Source organism: Acinetobacter guillouiae CIP 63.46 (assembly GCF_000368145.1).
In the GTDB taxonomy this organism is placed as follows: Bacteria; Pseudomonadota; Gammaproteobacteria; order Pseudomonadales; family Moraxellaceae; genus Acinetobacter; species Acinetobacter guillouiae.
In genome coordinates, this window is record NZ_KB849284.1 from 66,683 (window position 1) to 81,509 (window position 14,827).

Consider the following 14,827-nt stretch of genomic DNA (forward strand, 5'->3'; position numbering starts at 1 on the left):
AACGCAAGCCATTTATGAAATGCCTACAGACCCCATTCCTTAATGATGCCTTAACATGAGTTGAATATTGATTCACAAATATTATTTTTATTTGTCCGTCATAAGAAAAACTGTAATCAAAGCTTAACTTCTTTGAAATTTCAGGCAAAATATGCCAATTATTTTATTGGACATGATTGTGGCTGAAGAAGCAAATGCATTGAGTACCGTTGCGCAAGACACGACTCAATTGATCCATTCTGCAGGCGAAAAAACTGCACAAACAGTGATTCAACATACTGAAAAATATAAAGACGCATACTCAACCATCGACAAGTTTGTTGATGGTTTTTGGGAGCGTATGCCATATTTATGTATTGCGCTGATCGTCATCACTATTTTCTGGTTGTTGTCTAAGCTTTTTAAATTCTTTGTCCGTAGAACACTCGAAAACCGTACTTATACTCGCCAAAATTTAGTTCTGGTACTGAATCGTGTCGGCAGTACCGCAATTATCTTTTTTGGTTTCTTAATCGCCATGGTCATTGCAATTCCTGGCTTTACTCCTGCTCAACTGATGAGTGCTTTGGGGATTGGTTCGGTCGCGATTGGTTTTGCATTTAAAGATATTTTCCAAAATCTCCTTTCTGGAATTTTGATTCTTTTGGGTGAACCGTTCAAGATTGGTGATGACATCATTGTCAACAATATGGAAGGTACTGTCGAAGATATTCAAATTCGTGCAACTTTTTTACGTTCCCCTGATGGACGACGTATCGTGATTCCAAACGCAACTGTGTATACCAGTGCCGTGACGGTAAATACCGCTTACCAACGCCGTCGTTGTGAGTTTGTGGTTGGGATTGGTTATGAAGATGATGTACAGAAAGCCAAAGACATTATTCTTAAATTGCTTGATAAAGATCAACGTATTTTAAGCCAGCCGGGCTTTACTGTGAATGTTTCTGCTTTGGCGGATTTCTCTGTCAATTTAACCGTTCGTTGGTGGGTAGATACCACGCAAGTGGTTACTGCGGCTTCGATCAGTGAAATTCAAGAACGTGTGCTTGAAGCCTTTGCGGATAATAATATTTCGATTCCTTATCCTGTTCAGGAAGTCAAAGTCTACCGCGGTGATCCATCAGCGGATGACATCGAATCAGCTCGTGCTAAATAAGCGCCCCAATACATAAGGGATCGCGGTTTCAGTACGCAAAATACGGTTGCCTAAGCTCACTGCTTGGCAGCCGTTTTTTATCAGTAAATCCACCTCATAAGGTATAAAACCACCTTCGGGTCCAATAATCACAGTACATGAATGATCGATAGCAAATGGCATTTTCTGTTCAGTATATGGATGCGCCACATAAGCAGGATTTTGTGGCGTAATGAAGCTAGGTAAGACATCTTCAACAAAGGGTTTAAAGCGTTTGTAAAGTTCAATTTGAGGAGCGATGGTATCCCCCGCCTGTTCTAATCCCAAGGTAATGTAATGATCAACTTGCTGTAAAAAAGGGCTTTGCCAATAACTTTTATCAACGCGATAACTATGAATCAAAATTAATTTTTCTACCCCCAGTGTCACCGCATCCATAATTAAGCGGCGTAACACTTTGGGGCGTGGTAATGCCACAATTAAAGTTACGGGCAATTTTGCTGGAACAGGCTCTTCTTGAATCGGTCGAAGTAAAATCGTATGTTCTGAAATATCAACAATTTCAGTTAAATAACGACTGGCACCTTGGACACCAACCTTAAGCGTATCTCCGACTTTAGCGGCAAGATGCGTGTGCAAATGTTCAACTTGCCTTTTTGAACTGATTGTCCAAGTTTCAGCTTGTGTTTGACGAGGATCAAGAAGGACGATGTTCATAAAAAATTCTGGTTCGTTTTACTTTTAGCTGATGGTGTTTATTCATCAACAATGTATAAATTATAAATACTGATCAATCACTGCAATATGTTTGTATAAAGAACCCTGATTACGCTTTAAAACATCAATCGCATGCTGGCTTAATTGCTGGGCAAAAGCTTGATCTTCCAAACAGCGCACCAATAACTGAACCACCTCATCAACAGTTTGCCCCACTTTTAAGGCATCTGCCTGTAAGAACTCATCCACAATGGCTTGAAAATTAAAATAATGCGGTCCAATCACGGTGGGTACATCTAAAACCATAGGTTCTAAAATATTATGTCCACCACCGGGTTCATTTAACGACCCACCAACAAAACATGCCTGACTCAATGCATACCACAGCCACATTTCACCCATGCTGTCTGCCAAATAGACTTGGGTATTCGACTCGATCGCCTGCCCTAAGCTACGACGCTGTGTTGTTAAATTTAAACTTTGTGCAGCAGCAAAAACCTCATCAAAACGTTCAGGATGGCGCGGGACAACGATTAACAACCAATCTGGATATTGTTCTAAATAGGTTTTAAATGCGAGAAATAATTTTTCTTCTTCAGGTGCGTGTGTACTGGCGATGGTGATGATTTTTCGATTTGCTAAATTCCAGTCCTGCTGCAACTGTTGTGCTTTATGGATAAATTGTTCAGGTGCAGAAATATCAAATTTAATACTTCCAAGTACTTGTGTTTTATTTTGTGGTATACCTAGATCAATAAAGCGTTGCTGCGTTGCAACATCTTGCGCCAATAACTGATCTAATTTCTGTAGCATTGGACGGGTTAGGCTTGGAACTTTGGCATAGCCTTTGGCAGATTTTTCTGAAAGCCGTGCATTCACTAAAATACAAGGCACTTTAAACTGTTGAGCTTGGTCAATAAGATTTGGCCATAGTTCAGTTTCAACCAAAATCAGCAATTTGGGTTGGTATTTCTGATAAAAATCAGCAACTAAATAGCGCTGATCGGCAGGCAAATATACCGCTTGAAATAATGCTTGATAAGGTGCTTTTAAGAATAACGATTTGGCACGTGCTTGGCCTGTTTTTGTCGTATTGGTGACTAAAACAGCATGACCTGCTTTTAAATAATGTTCGATTAAAGGCTGAGCAGCATTGGTTTCTCCGACTGAAACACAATGAAACCAAATGGCATGCTGATTCTTTACATCTTGAAAGGGGCCAAAGCGCTCAAGACATTCTTGTTGGTATTCTGCGCTATCTTTCGCACGTTTTTTGATACGCCATTGATACAAAGGCTTAACGATTTTAAGTGCTGTGTTATACCAAAAAGGAGTAGCCAAACAGAATGTCTCAATATAGATGAATGGGCAAATATAACAGAGCCATATTCAGTTGTTAATGAATAATATTTAACGATTTGTTGTCAGCAAGGTAGTCAACCTCATGCTAGAGCAAATCTGATCCATCAACCAGCAACAACGCTAGCAAAACTTGGCTTTACAGGGATGAAAAAACGCTTATTGGTTAAGAGGTAGTGTTGTACGCCTTAACCAATGGCGATATCCATGCCATGTACAATAGATATGCCTTGTAAGAGTCAACGATACAAAAAGAAAACTGGTTAAATTTATCTGAGTTGTGGATGTGAATGGGTATTCCATTCACATCCAGAGAAAATACAGTCTTTGTTTTATCCCAAAGCAGGATAATCAATATAGCCTTCCGCAGTTTGTGAACCAATCATATTTTCAAACACCAATTCATTTAAAGGTGCGTCTTGAATCAAACGTTCATACAAATCAGGATTGGCAATATAAGCTTTACCGAAAGACACCGCATCTGCTTGACCTGATGCCAAGAGTTTGATGGCATCTTCACGACTTAAACGCATATTAGCAATATATGGCACACCGTTTGAACGTCGCTTCATATATTCGCTGATACTGTCATCGGCTAAATATTCACGTGTAAAGAAGAACGCAATTTTACGTTTACCTAATTGTTCCAAGACATAACCAAAGGTTTCACGTGGATCAGCATCCCCCATATCATGCTCATCGCCACGAGGCGCTAAATGTATGCCCACACGGCCTGCGCCCCATACTTCAATTAAAGCATCCATGACTTCTAGTAAAAGACGCGCACGGTTTTCAACAGAACCACCATATTCATCTTCACGATGATTGGTTGAACTTTGTAAGAACTGATCAATCAGGTAGCCGTTGGCAGCATGTAATTCAACGCCATCAAAACCAGCCGCCTTGGCTTTAATTGCAGCTTGTTTAAACTGTTCGGTGATGGTATGAATTTCAGAGATTTCCAAAGGTCGTGGCACAACATAGTCACGTTTTGGACGTAATAAGCTGACTTGTCCTGCTTGTTGTATTGCACTTGCAGATACAGGCGTTTCCCCATCGAGTAAATCTGGATGTGAGACACGTCCCACATGCCATAACTGCGCCACAATCAAACCACCTTGGTCATGAACCGCTTGGGTTACAGACTTCCAGCCCTCAACTTGCGCATCGGTAAATAGCCCTGGTGTATTTAAATAACCATTGGCTTGTTCTGAAATCACTGTTGCTTCAGAAATGATTAAACCTGCACTGGCACGCTGTGCATAGTGCTCAGCCATGATTGCCGTGGGTACCCGATCAGCGGTAGCACGGCTACGGGTTAAAGGCGCCATCACGACACGATTTTTTAAATGTAAATCGCCAAGTACAAGGGGAGAGTTAAGTTCAGCCATATTTGCCTCATCACTCGCTTTCTGATTGAAATCAGGCTTTAAAGCGAGTTTTGTAGATAATCAATATATTGCTGAATTAAAGCTTCATTACGCGAGAAATATGACCATTGACCATATTTCTCGGCCTGAATTAATCCTGACTGTTGCAAAACAGACAAATGATTTGACATCGTAGATTGAGAGACCTTACCGAGCTTCTCGATATTCCCTGCACACACACCACGACCAAAGCCACCGCACTGCTCTTCCGACAAATATTGTTGTGGCTTCTTGAGCCATTCCAAAATCTGTCGGCGAGTCGGATTCGCTAATGCTTTAGAAATTAAATCAATATCCATCTTAGACACATTCAATTCAGAGCAAAGCTCCATTCAGCATCTTTGCATCCAATATATCGCATTTTTTCGATTTTAATATCGATTTTTTTAGATATATTGCAAAAATACAGATAAAGCTTTGCTTTTGTTAAAAATTTAAATTAAAGACCTTGTTTTAAGCTGGCTTCAATAAATTTATCTAGATCGCCATCCAATACTGCACCCGTGTTCGAGTTCTCAACACCAGTACGCAAATCTTTAATACGAGAGTCATCCAGTACATATGAACGAATCTGACTGCCCCAGCCAATATCCGATTTTGAATCTTCAAGTGCTTGAGCAGCTTCATTACGTTTACTCATTTCCAATTCGTACAATTTTGCACGTAATTGTTTCCAAGCATGATCACGGTTTGCATGTTGTGAACGTTGGTTCTGACATGCCACCACAATCCCAGTTGGTGCGTGAGTCAAACGTACTGCTGAGTCAGTTTTGTTAATATGCTGACCACCTGCACCAGATGCACGATATGTATCTGTACGCACGTCAGCAGGATTAATATCAATTTCAATATTATCGTCCACTTCAGGTGATACAAATACTGCCGAGAATGAGGTATGACGGCGATTACCTGAGTCAAATGGTGACTTACGCACTAAACGGTGTACGCCAGATTCGGTACGTAACCAACCATAAGCATACTCGCCTTCAACACGGATTGTTGCAGATTTAATCCCTGCAACATCACCATCTGATTCTTCCATCAATTCTGCTTTAAAGCCATGACGTTCGATCCAACGCATATACATACGTAACAGCATTGAAGCCCAATCTTGTGCTTCAGTACCGCCTGAACCAGCTTGAATTTCCACATAACATGGATTTGGGTCCATTGGATTACTAAACATACGACGGAATTCAAGTTTTGCTAACTCTTCTTCCGCTGCAGTCAATTCCGACTGAACATCTGCCAATAAGCTTTCATCATCTGCTTCAACAGCAAGATCAAGCATGGCTTGTGCATCATCAAGCTGTGTCGCCAAGCTTTCTAAAACGTTGATCACGTTTTCAAGCTCGCCTTTTTCTTTTGCCATCGCCTGTGCACGGCTTTGATCATTCCAGATCGCTGGATCTTCTAACTCGCGGAGAACCTCTTCTAAACGCTCTTTCTTTAGATCGTAGTCAAAGATACCCCCGTAGTGTTAGACCACGGTCATTTAAGTCTTTTAGCTGAACTAGATAAGGATTAATTTCCACGAGTTTTAATCTCACATTTGACGTCTTTTAATTCGCACGCATTCTACCACAGAGTGGAAAAAGTTGAGATATGGCATTTTATAGATCCATCTACAGCTCAATCATGCTGTAACAAGAGAAGTGAGATGAATTGCTTTTTGCAATCAGAAAGATCGTCTTATCGTAGTCAAAGCTTGTGTTTATAAATTCTACAATTGATCATTTACTTAAGAGTATTTTAATTTCTGAAAGCTTTTTTATTACAAATTATGTCCAACCCTTACTCAAAGCGTACCAATATCCACACTATCTACACAATTTTAATAAAATAACACATAAGTTTTATACATTTATTTTCAATAACTTAAATCAAAATTGTTACATAAACTCACTAATATTACATTCCGGTTACCATAGCATGGTTGACGATTTTTATATTTGCCCTAGACTCAAAATTGTAACTAAACATGTATAAATCAATCAATTCTTCATAGGGGCGAATTCCATGAAAAAATTAGCAATCGCATCTGCAATCTTTTCCGTAGCCGCTTTAACTGGCACTGCACATGCTTACCAAGCCGAAGTTGGTGGTTCATATACATATAATGATCCAGATAATTTTGATGCAACTCATAGCTTTGGTGTAGATGGTACTTATTATTTCAAACCAGTACAAACTCGTAATTCACCGCTTAATGAGGCTGCGTTCTTAGATCGCGCAAGTAATGTAAAAGCCAATGTAAATTATGCTAAAAATGATGGTGTAAAAGACAGCCAATATGGTGCGGGTCTTGAATACTATGTACCTAACTCAGACTTCTATGTAAGTGGTCGTGTAGGTCGTGATGAACTTGAAGTTGATAACACCAACATCGACAATAAAGTAACGACTTATGGCGCTGAAGTCGGTTATTTACCAGCTCCTGGTTTGTTACTTGCACTTGGTGTGACAGGTTATGATGTTAAAAATGGTGATGATGGCGCAGACCCAACTGTACGTGCTAAATATGTAACTAAAGTAGGTCAATATGACGCTAACTTTGAAGCTTTTGGTGCATTCGGTGACTTGGATGAGTACAAAGTACGTGGTGACTTGTATTTAGATAAGACCTTAAGTGTAGGTGCTGACTACTACAACAATGATTTAACTGATCGTGATGAATGGGGTATTTCTGCGAAGAAATTCTTTAATCAAAACGTTAGCTTAGAAGGTCGTGTAGGTTTTGGTGATGACTACAACACTTACGGTGTTCGTGCTGGATACCGTTTCTAAGTTTAAATCTATTTAGCAATCGCTCTTTTAGAGCAACAAAAGCCAGTCAATTGACTGGCTTTTTTATATGTGTATGCATCATTAATTAAATACGTTTTATTAAATTTGTAGTAAATGTCAGAATATTAAAATTCTTTTAAACACTTCTAAAAATTGTCTTCATCAAACCGATCTTGATCTATCTTATAAATATTAAAGCTTCTTTCAACCTGAACACCTAAACCAAATTCAATCATTAAAGAAGTCAATTTATCTCCATCAATTAAAACAATTCCCGATTTCTTTGCAGATTCAACAGCCTCCTTACTAAAATTTGAGGTTGTAATAAACACCCCTTTTTTAGCGACTTGATCTGCTAAAGCGCCTTTAAATTGTTGAATATCTGGTCGTCCAACAGTGTTTTTCCAACGTTTGGCTTGAATATAAATTTTATCTAGACCTAAACGATCTTCACTAATAATTCCATCAATCCCGCCGTCACTTGTTTTACCAATGGCTTGGGCCGCATCTTGATGTGAGCCGCCATAGCCCATAGCAACCAGTAAATCGACAACTAATCTTTCAAAAAAATATGGATTTTTTGTCTGAATCAAATTCAATAAATCATCTTTTAAATTGGTAAGTAGCATTTCATTAATTCTTTGTAATGATTCCTCAGGTGTTTCAATATCATCATTTTCTTCAATACAAATAATCTTTTCTTTATTCTGCCTTATTTTTGTTAGAACCTTGAACTCACGAAAACTTTCATAACGCATTAAAAAATTATTATCTATTTTATCTAATATATTTAAATCTAATTTTTTCGCTTCTTCAGATAATTCACACATCCCCCAATCAGGCTGATTAACTAAGCCTGCTTTAACCAAATATGTTTTGGCCCATCCCACACGATCATAAAAAACTGTTCTTTTCCCACTCGGAATCATTTGATTTAATTCATCTGTAGTCAAATTTGATTGTTCTGCCAACAATTTACCAACTTGACTAATTTGGATCGCTTGCCCTTGCGTATTGAGGAGTTTCAATAGTGGTAGCATTAATTCCTGATGATTAGGCAAAGACATTCTATTTCTCTTAATATTTTTTGCTTTAAATAATTCAAGTATAAAAGAAAAAGAGCGCCTAAGCGCTCTTTTTAAAAGTAATGTATCGAATTCTACCGCGGGCATAGCCCTTGGCGTAATTCAGGCAAGAAGCTTCGCTTCTTGAAATCCCTGAATTACTCCCATTCAATTGTTGCTGGTGGTTTAGAAGAAACGTCATACACCACACGAGAAACATCTTTAATTTCATTCATGATACGTGTTGAGATCTTATCAACCAACTCATACGGTAAGTGCGCAAAACGAGCTGTCATAAAGTCAACCGTTTCCACAGCACGAAGTGCAATGACCCACGCATAACGACGACCATCACCCACGACACCCACTGATTTTACCGGTTGGAATACTGCAAATGCTTGGGCAGTTTTGTCATACCAACCACTTGCACGAAGCTCTTGCATAAAGATGTCATCAGCAAGACGAAGAATATCAGCATATTCTTTTTTCACTTCACCCAAGATACGCACGCCCAAACCTGGACCTGGGAATGGATGACGATAAAGCATTTCATGTGGTAAACCTAAAGTTGTACCTAAACGACGTACTTCATCTTTAAATAGGTCACGAATTGGTTCAACCAATTCAAATGCTAAATCTTCAGGTAAACCACCCACGTTATGGTGTGATTTAATCACATGCGCTTTACCATTTTTAGTTGCAGCAGACTCAATCACGTCAGGGTAAATCGTACCTTGCGCAAGGAAGTTTACGCCATCAAGCTTACGCGCTTCTTCAGCAAAAACTTCGATGAACTCACGACCAATGATTTTACGTTTTTTCTCAGGATCAACTTCGCCTGCAAGTGCAGATAAGAAACGATCTTCTGCATCAGCACGAATCACACGGATCCCCATGTTTTTCGCAAACATGTCCATCACTTGCTCGCCTTCGTTTAAACGAAGTAAGCCATTGTCTACAAATACACAGGTCAGTTGGTCACCGATTGCTTTATGCAACAATGCTGCAACTACAGATGAGTCAACACCACCTGAAAGACCTAAAAGAACTTTTTGATCACCAATTTGTTCACGTAATTGTTCAACACGTAAATCAATAATGTTTTCAGAATTCCAAAGATTACGACAACCACAAATGCTGTGAACGAAGTTAGACAGTAACTCTGCGCCTTTGGCAGTATGTGTCACTTCTGGGTGGAATTGCACTCCGTAGAAACGGCGCGTTTCATCACTCACTGCAGCAAATGGGCAGCTTGGTGTGCTTGCAGTCACTTTAAAGCCTGCGGGAATCGCAGAAACTTTGTCACCGTGGCTCATCCAAACATTGAGTTTGTCATCGCCATCATTTAAATCACCAAGCAATTGATCACGTACTAAAACGTCAACTGCTGCATAACCAAATTCATGTACAGTACCTGGCTCTACTTTACCGCCAAGTTGTTCTGACATGGTTTGCAGACCATAGCAGATCCCCAATACAGGTACACCCAAGTTGAACACAACTTCTGGCGCACGTGGACTACCTTCCTCATGCACACTTTCAGGACCACCAGACAAGATGATACCGTTCGGATTAAACGCGCGAATGTCTTCTTCAGACATATCAAAAGCATACATTTCAGAATATACACCAGCTTCACGTACACGGCGTGCAATAAGCTGGCTATATTGAGAACCGAAATCCAAGATAAGGATACGATCTTCAGTAATTTGAGTATTGGTAGTCATGAGTCAACAACTATGCAGGCAAACGAATATAAGCGCCATATTCTATCATTTTTATAAGCCGTACGCACTCCATTCAATCAAGTTCCTTAGCTTTCTAAAAAATCATTTTAAATAATCAGCTTATAGGTTCATTTTGGCTTTAATGATGCTAATCAGTTCACTGGGGGTCATACAACGATTAAAAAAATCTTCTAAAGAACCTTCATGGGTCACTTCTGTAAAAAACACCTCATGATCTGTACCAAATAATGTTGGATTTTCAGGGTCTGGATCAGACAAGCAGATATAGTATCGATCAGGAAAGCTATAACGATAAAACAATTGTAGAAAATCAGGTTTTGGATTTTGGGTCAGCTGAATCACTGCTTTGAGATCAATATCATCCTCTAAAAAATCACGGTTCCATTCATCAAAATCAGCTGTATCTGCTTGATATGGAGTAAAGCGCACAGCTTGCCAAAAGGTTTGTCCGCGCCCTTCTTCTGTTAACTGATAATACTCTTGAATCAGTTGATTAAAAAATCCATCTGGATTTAGATCTAGCTCGGCTTGATGTTGATCAATATAATCACCCAAACCATAAATTGGTTCTTGATCATCGGCTGCCGCCCAAGGTGTATCCTGAGGCCGTTCATATAAAACGGTATTAAAGGTGATAGCGCACAGGTCATCAACCCATGACACACCTTTGACTTGATCAACATTACCGCCCAGTGCTTTTATTCTGTCTAGAATTTCTTTTTTCATTGTTAAAACTGAATTGAATATTTTTAGATAGCATAAACCAATTGATCCATTTGAATAGTGCTAAATGAACACACACAAAAGCCAGATACAGATCTGGCTTTTCAAAACTTTATTTATGTTTAAATTATTTTTCTATTAGATGATCAAGACTCAATTTCCCAGCACCATGCAACATCAAGAAAAACAAACCACCTGCCATTGCGAAGTTTTTCATAAAGTTAATTGCATCTGCTTCACCACCATGAAATAGGAATGCAGTAATCAAACTAAATACGCCCAAACCAAATGCTGCAAAGCGTGCCTGAAAACCAAATAACAATGCCAAACCACCACCGAACTCAACCAGAATGGTTAAAGGTAACATGGCACCTGGTACACCCATTGATTCCATATAACCGACAGTTGCACTGTAAGCTGTGATTTTTCCCCAACCTGCAACAAGAAAAATATATGCCATAAGAATACGTGCAATCAATGCTATGCTCGCATTGGCGGTGGGTTGATTCACAATATTTTTAACAACAACATTTGGATTAAACATGGTCTGACCTAATTTGTATTTCGTTCTGAAGATGTATACATATTAATCACTAAACATTTCAAGTTAAATACTTAAAAACTAAACTCATCGTTGCAAATTAAGAACAATAATAAGTTTTAAAAAATTACTTTTTAATACTGACTTTCACAACTCACACTGCTAGGATTTGTGCACCAATTCGCATAGTTTCTGCCTTATGGATCTGATTGACTTTATTTTGCACGTAGACGAACACCTGTTTGAATTTATTAGAAATTATGGTATCTGGGTGTATGGAATTTTATTCCTGATTATTTTTGTTGAAACAGGTCTCGTGGTAATGCCATTCCTGCCCGGGGATAGCTTACTTTTTGCTGCTGGCGCTTTAGCTGCTTCGACGGGTGCAATGGATCCTGTGGTTTTAATCACTCTGCTATTTATTGCAGCAGTGCTCGGCGATACCCTCAATTATCATATCGGGAAATATGTCGGACCGCGTGTTTTTGAAATTGATTCTAAATTTATCAACAAACAACACTTGCTGAAAACATCACAGTTTTTTGAAAAGCATGGTGGAAAAACCATTATTTTTGCCCGTTTTATCCCTTTTGCCCGTACTTTTGCACCCTTTGTTGCGGGTGCAGGAAACATGAATTATAAATATTTCTTAACCTATAATGCAGTCGGTGCAATTTGCTGGGTTGGCTCGTTTATTACCTTGGGTTATTTATTCGGGAATATGCCAATTGTGAAAGATAATTTCACCCATTTGGTTTTCGGTATCATTATTCTCAGCGTGTTACCTGGTGTGATTGGTTATATACGTCATAAATTTTTTAATAAAAATAAAATGCCAAACCGTCAATAAACAGCATATTTAAAGCTGATAAAAAAGCCGATTTCTAAAATCGGCTTTTTTATGGGGGTAAAATCCGTTATTTTTTAACTTCCTGACGTTTAGGGACGTAAGGGCAGTTCTTAAATTGAGCCGCCTGAGACAAGGCATCTTGCTCACCATACAATCGGGAAAGCTCAGTATTTTTGGTATTTGAAGATTGCCCTAAGTTTACAGAAATACTTGGACCAATCCCCCAACCCCAGCCACCGCTGCCCCAACCACCACCAACACCTAATCCAACACCCACGCCTGTACGTTTCGCAGGTTGTACGCCATTATTAATGTATTGCTGAATACGATTAAATTCTGTCGTCAATTGCAAACAGTTCATCGCCTGATACTGGGTAGGCGATACATAAGTGGGTTTAACCGTCGTCGTACAAGCAGATACGACAAGCGCCATTAAGGCAACGACTGATAATTTAACAGAAGTCATTTTCAATGATTTCATCACGATCTCGAAATTATTTTTTATCAATCTCATTGAACAATGATTGATAGGCTTGAGTCAATTTATGATCTGTAGCCAAATGAATTAATGGCAGATTTTTATGATGCGATTCTTTCATTAATACAGAAGGTGGCAACATATTTTCTAAAACTGGTAAACCTTCATCTTTAAGCTGTTGTACCACTTCACGCGGTAATTTTGCCTGAGCTTGATATTGATTGACCACAATACCTTCGATTTCAAGTCGATCATTATGATCATCTTGAGTTTCAATGACATTTTGAATAAGCGTCTGTAATGCGCGTTTTGAAAACACATCACAATCAAACGGAATCAGAACACGATCCGCTGAGATCAATGCCGATAAGGTAAAAAAGTTAAATGCTGGCGGTGTATCAATATAAATACGCTCATATTGACTGGTTAAGGTCTGAATCGCATCACGTAACTTATAAATTTTATGCTTTGATTCTAATGCATGTTCTAACTCGCCTAAGCTCGGGCTGGCGGGTAATACATCCAAATCTTTAAACGGTGAACGATGAATATATTGCTCAAAACCTTTATTTTTTGTTTTTAAAAGGCTACCAATAGCATTGCCAATCAATCCTTTTTGTTGATGATTCCCAAGTACGTCATTAAAAAAGTTTTCAATATTCGGCTCTAATGCAGTTTTTTCAGCAGAATAGGTGGCGTCATCACCCAAAAGATATTGGCTAGAGTTTGCTTGAGGATCTAAATCAATCACCAATGTTTTAAAACCTTGATACGCACTAATCGCAGCAAGATTCACCGTAATACTTGATTTTCCTACACCGCCTTTTTGGTTAAATACCACACGAGTTAGCATACAAGTTCCCTAAGCTATCATTATTTTTAAACTTGTATCTAGTTTAACCTAGACGCTATACAAGTGTGAAATTCATGTCTAACAATCAACTAAAAACTGGTTTAAGCACCACCAAAACTAAAGTTGCAAGCAAAGCAATTCCGCCAATCACTAAACCTGCTCTACGTTGTGTTAAAAGAACGGTATCATCCTTTTTATAGGCTTTTATTTGTGAGGAAAGGAAAACCATAAACAAAATAATTTTCGCATAGAACCAAGGCTGCACTTTAAACTCATTCATAATCAATAAAGTTAGCCCTGTAAATATAACCACCGTGAGGGAAAGATGTTGCAAGGCAACAAAAGCCACCCGCCCTTTAGGATTCGGCTGCTGGTTGTGTGTTCCAATAAATAATGTTGAAGCGCGTAAAACAAAAACCAGAATTAATAACCCAACACTGGTCATGTGAATGATTTTAATCAGTAAATGTGTATCCATTTTAATTAACTCTGCACTTTATACTTTAGGTGCATGAGCGCAGTCTGGACTTGCTGGGGCTTGACCTTGCCACTCACTTGGAAGATAAGCATGGATCGCTAAGGCATGAATTTTTCCAGGGCTGAGTAAGGCTTTGGCTTCTGCGTACACTTTTTGGTGGCGTTGTACCAAACGTAACCCTGCAAATTGTTCACTGACAATGATCACTTTAAAATGCGACTCTTTTCCAGGAAAATACCCGCCATGACCAGCAGACTCATTGATCACTTCTAAATGTGATGGCTCAAGTTGATTTAAACTTTCAATCAATTGTTGTTCTAAACTCATGCTGATTCCTTAGAGATCGATCAATGGGTGAATGACATAGTATAGCGGATTCTTTGAGCATCGCTGTGTGTTCAGCAAAGCTTTTGCTGTTCGATTTGATTTTTTTAAATTAAATTTTGAAGTTTTTTCATAAAAATGTCTTTATTTTATGCAATTAGTGTTTTCCTTTGCAGAAAAATCTTGACCCTACCATCTGTTGATGTATTATACACCGCATGCGGGAATAGCTCAGTTGGTAGAGCATAACCTTGCCAAGGTTGGGGTCGGGAGTTCGAGTCTCCTTTCCCGCTCCAAATTTAAAAAGCCCTGATCGAAAGATTGGGGCTTTTTTTTGCAT

The 14,827-nt window shown here is 38.9% G+C and carries 16 protein-coding genes and 1 tRNA gene; 4 read left to right on the forward strand and 13 right to left on the reverse strand.

The annotated features are described in order from the left end of the window. The first annotated feature begins 172 nt into the window (after positions 1–172). Positions 173–1,156: a mechanosensitive ion channel family protein gene (locus tag F981_RS16295; RefSeq protein WP_373868811.1), complete on the forward strand. Its 984-nt coding sequence runs from the start codon at positions 173–175 to the stop codon at positions 1,154–1,156. Here the strand turns inward: F981_RS16295 and F981_RS16300 are convergent. The 5 genes from F981_RS16300 to prfB form a co-directional block, all read right to left on the reverse strand. After that, positions 1,139–1,852, reverse strand: a complete 714-nt coding sequence (locus F981_RS16300) for a 16S rRNA (uracil(1498)-N(3))-methyltransferase (protein ID WP_004723471.1) — start codon at positions 1,850–1,852, stop codon at positions 1,139–1,141. The two genes, F981_RS16295 and F981_RS16300, sit on opposite strands and share 18 nt — an antisense overlap. 60 nt (positions 1,853–1,912) lie before the next feature. After that, the gene (locus F981_RS16305; protein ID WP_004723472.1) at positions 1,913–3,193 is read right to left on the reverse strand and encodes a 3-deoxy-D-manno-octulosonic acid transferase; all 1,281 of its coding nucleotides are present in this window, start codon (positions 3,191–3,193) and stop codon (positions 1,913–1,915) included. 350 nt (positions 3,194–3,543) lie between these two features. Next, complete coding sequence (locus F981_RS16310; RefSeq protein WP_004723473.1) at positions 3,544–4,602, reverse strand: alkene reductase; 1,059 nt, start codon at positions 4,600–4,602, stop codon at positions 3,544–3,546. 38 nt (positions 4,603–4,640) lie between these two features. Continuing rightward, positions 4,641–4,940, reverse strand: coding sequence for an ArsR/SmtB family transcription factor (locus F981_RS16315; RefSeq protein ID WP_016539735.1), 300 nt, complete (start codon positions 4,938–4,940; stop codon positions 4,641–4,643). Between the two features lie 140 nt (positions 4,941–5,080). Next, positions 5,081–6,176, reverse strand: a protein-coding gene (prfB, locus tag F981_RS16320) for a peptide chain release factor 2 (protein WP_151027092.1) whose coding sequence is annotated in 2 segments (ribosomal slippage) — positions 5,081–6,103 and positions 6,105–6,176 — 1,095 coding nt in all. Because the reading frame shifts where the segments join, the coding sequence is not laid out codon by codon here. 484 nt (positions 6,177–6,660) lie between these two features. Between prfB and F981_RS16325 the strand changes: the two genes are divergently transcribed. Beyond that, on the forward strand, positions 6,661–7,428 hold the full coding sequence (locus F981_RS16325) for a putative porin (protein WP_004723476.1): 768 nt from the start codon (positions 6,661–6,663) through the stop codon (positions 7,426–7,428). Positions 7,429–7,574: 146 nt separating this feature from the next. Here F981_RS16325 and F981_RS16330 read toward each other — a convergent pair whose 3' ends face one another. The 4 genes from F981_RS16330 to F981_RS16345 all read right to left on the reverse strand — a co-directional run bounded on the left by F981_RS16330 (position 7,575) and on the right by F981_RS16345 (position 11,507). Beyond that, entirely contained in the window at positions 7,575–8,495 is a 921-nt protein-coding gene (locus F981_RS16330; protein ID WP_004723477.1) for a restriction endonuclease, read from the reverse strand. A 155-nt stretch (positions 8,496–8,650) separates the two neighbouring features. Further along, on the reverse strand, positions 8,651–10,219 hold the full coding sequence (gene guaA / locus F981_RS16335; RefSeq protein WP_004723478.1) for a glutamine-hydrolyzing GMP synthase: 1,569 nt from the start codon (positions 10,217–10,219) through the stop codon (positions 8,651–8,653). A 120-nt stretch (positions 10,220–10,339) separates the two neighbouring features. After that, entirely contained in the window at positions 10,340–10,966 is a 627-nt protein-coding gene (locus F981_RS16340) for a hypothetical protein (RefSeq protein WP_004723479.1), read from the reverse strand. Between the two features lie 124 nt (positions 10,967–11,090). Next, positions 11,091–11,507 (reverse strand): DoxX family protein, encoded by a 417-nt coding sequence (locus tag F981_RS16345; RefSeq protein ID WP_004723480.1) that lies wholly within the window; start codon positions 11,505–11,507, stop codon positions 11,091–11,093. Between the two features lie 196 nt (positions 11,508–11,703). Here F981_RS16345 and F981_RS16350 point away from each other — a divergent pair, with 196 nt between their 5' ends. Continuing rightward, positions 11,704–12,354 carry a DedA family protein gene (locus F981_RS16350; protein WP_004723481.1) on the forward strand — a complete coding sequence of 217 codons (651 nt, stop codon included), beginning with the start codon at positions 11,704–11,706 and terminating at the stop codon, positions 12,352–12,354. Positions 12,355–12,421: 67 nt separating this feature from the next. Here the strand turns inward: F981_RS16350 and F981_RS16355 are convergent, their stop codons facing one another. The 4 genes from F981_RS16355 to F981_RS16370 all read right to left on the reverse strand — a co-directional run bounded on the left by F981_RS16355 (position 12,422) and on the right by F981_RS16370 (position 14,490). Next, on the reverse strand, positions 12,422–12,835 hold the full coding sequence (locus F981_RS16355; RefSeq protein ID WP_004723482.1) for a hypothetical protein: 414 nt from the start codon (positions 12,833–12,835) through the stop codon (positions 12,422–12,424). A 13-nt stretch (positions 12,836–12,848) separates the two neighbouring features. Then, the gene (locus tag F981_RS16360; protein WP_004723483.1) at positions 12,849–13,685 is read right to left on the reverse strand and encodes a ParA family protein; all 837 of its coding nucleotides are present in this window, start codon (positions 13,683–13,685) and stop codon (positions 12,849–12,851) included. Between the two features lie 85 nt (positions 13,686–13,770). Next, positions 13,771–14,163, reverse strand: a complete 393-nt coding sequence (locus F981_RS16365) for a SirB2 family protein (protein ID WP_004723485.1) — start codon at positions 14,161–14,163, stop codon at positions 13,771–13,773. Between the two features lie 18 nt (positions 14,164–14,181). After that, positions 14,182–14,490: a BolA family protein gene (locus F981_RS16370; protein ID WP_004723487.1), complete on the reverse strand. Its 309-nt coding sequence runs from the start codon at positions 14,488–14,490 to the stop codon at positions 14,182–14,184. Between the two features lie 217 nt (positions 14,491–14,707). On the opposite strand from F981_RS16370, the gene F981_RS16375 reads away from it, so the two are divergent. Then, positions 14,708–14,783, forward strand: a tRNA-Gly gene (locus F981_RS16375). Positions 14,784–14,827: the final 44 nt, after the last annotated feature.

What these genes read in the sequence shown, in the direction of transcription:
- F981_RS16295 (WP_373868811.1), top strand. Translation starts at nt 173, where the DNA reads ATGATTGTGGCTGAAGAAGCAAATGCATTGAGTACCGTTGCGCAAGAC.
- F981_RS16300 (WP_004723471.1), bottom strand. Translation starts at nt 1,852, where the DNA reads ATGAACATCGTCCTTCTTGATCCTCGTCAAACACAAGCTGAAACTTGG.
- F981_RS16310 (WP_004723473.1), bottom strand. Translation starts at nt 4,602, where the DNA reads ATGGCTGAACTTAACTCTCCCCTTGTACTTGGCGATTTACATTTAAAA.
- F981_RS16315 (WP_016539735.1), bottom strand. Translation starts at nt 4,940, where the DNA reads ATGGATATTGATTTAATTTCTAAAGCATTAGCGAATCCGACTCGCCGA.
- F981_RS16325 (WP_004723476.1), top strand. Translation starts at nt 6,661, where the DNA reads ATGAAAAAATTAGCAATCGCATCTGCAATCTTTTCCGTAGCCGCTTTA.
- F981_RS16330 (WP_004723477.1), bottom strand. Translation starts at nt 8,495, where the DNA reads ATGTCTTTGCCTAATCATCAGGAATTAATGCTACCACTATTGAAACTC.
- guaA (WP_004723478.1), bottom strand. Translation starts at nt 10,219, where the DNA reads ATGACTACCAATACTCAAATTACTGAAGATCGTATCCTTATCTTGGAT.
- F981_RS16340 (WP_004723479.1), bottom strand. Translation starts at nt 10,966, where the DNA reads ATGAAAAAAGAAATTCTAGACAGAATAAAAGCACTGGGCGGTAATGTT.
- F981_RS16345 (WP_004723480.1), bottom strand. Translation starts at nt 11,507, where the DNA reads ATGTTTAATCCAAATGTTGTTGTTAAAAATATTGTGAATCAACCCACC.
- F981_RS16350 (WP_004723481.1), top strand. Translation starts at nt 11,704, where the DNA reads ATGGATCTGATTGACTTTATTTTGCACGTAGACGAACACCTGTTTGAA.
- F981_RS16355 (WP_004723482.1), bottom strand. Translation starts at nt 12,835, where the DNA reads ATGAAATCATTGAAAATGACTTCTGTTAAATTATCAGTCGTTGCCTTA.
- F981_RS16360 (WP_004723483.1), bottom strand. Translation starts at nt 13,685, where the DNA reads ATGCTAACTCGTGTGGTATTTAACCAAAAAGGCGGTGTAGGAAAATCA.
- F981_RS16365 (WP_004723485.1), bottom strand. Translation starts at nt 14,163, where the DNA reads ATGGATACACATTTACTGATTAAAATCATTCACATGACCAGTGTTGGG.
- F981_RS16370 (WP_004723487.1), bottom strand. Translation starts at nt 14,490, where the DNA reads ATGAGTTTAGAACAACAATTGATTGAAAGTTTAAATCAACTTGAGCCA.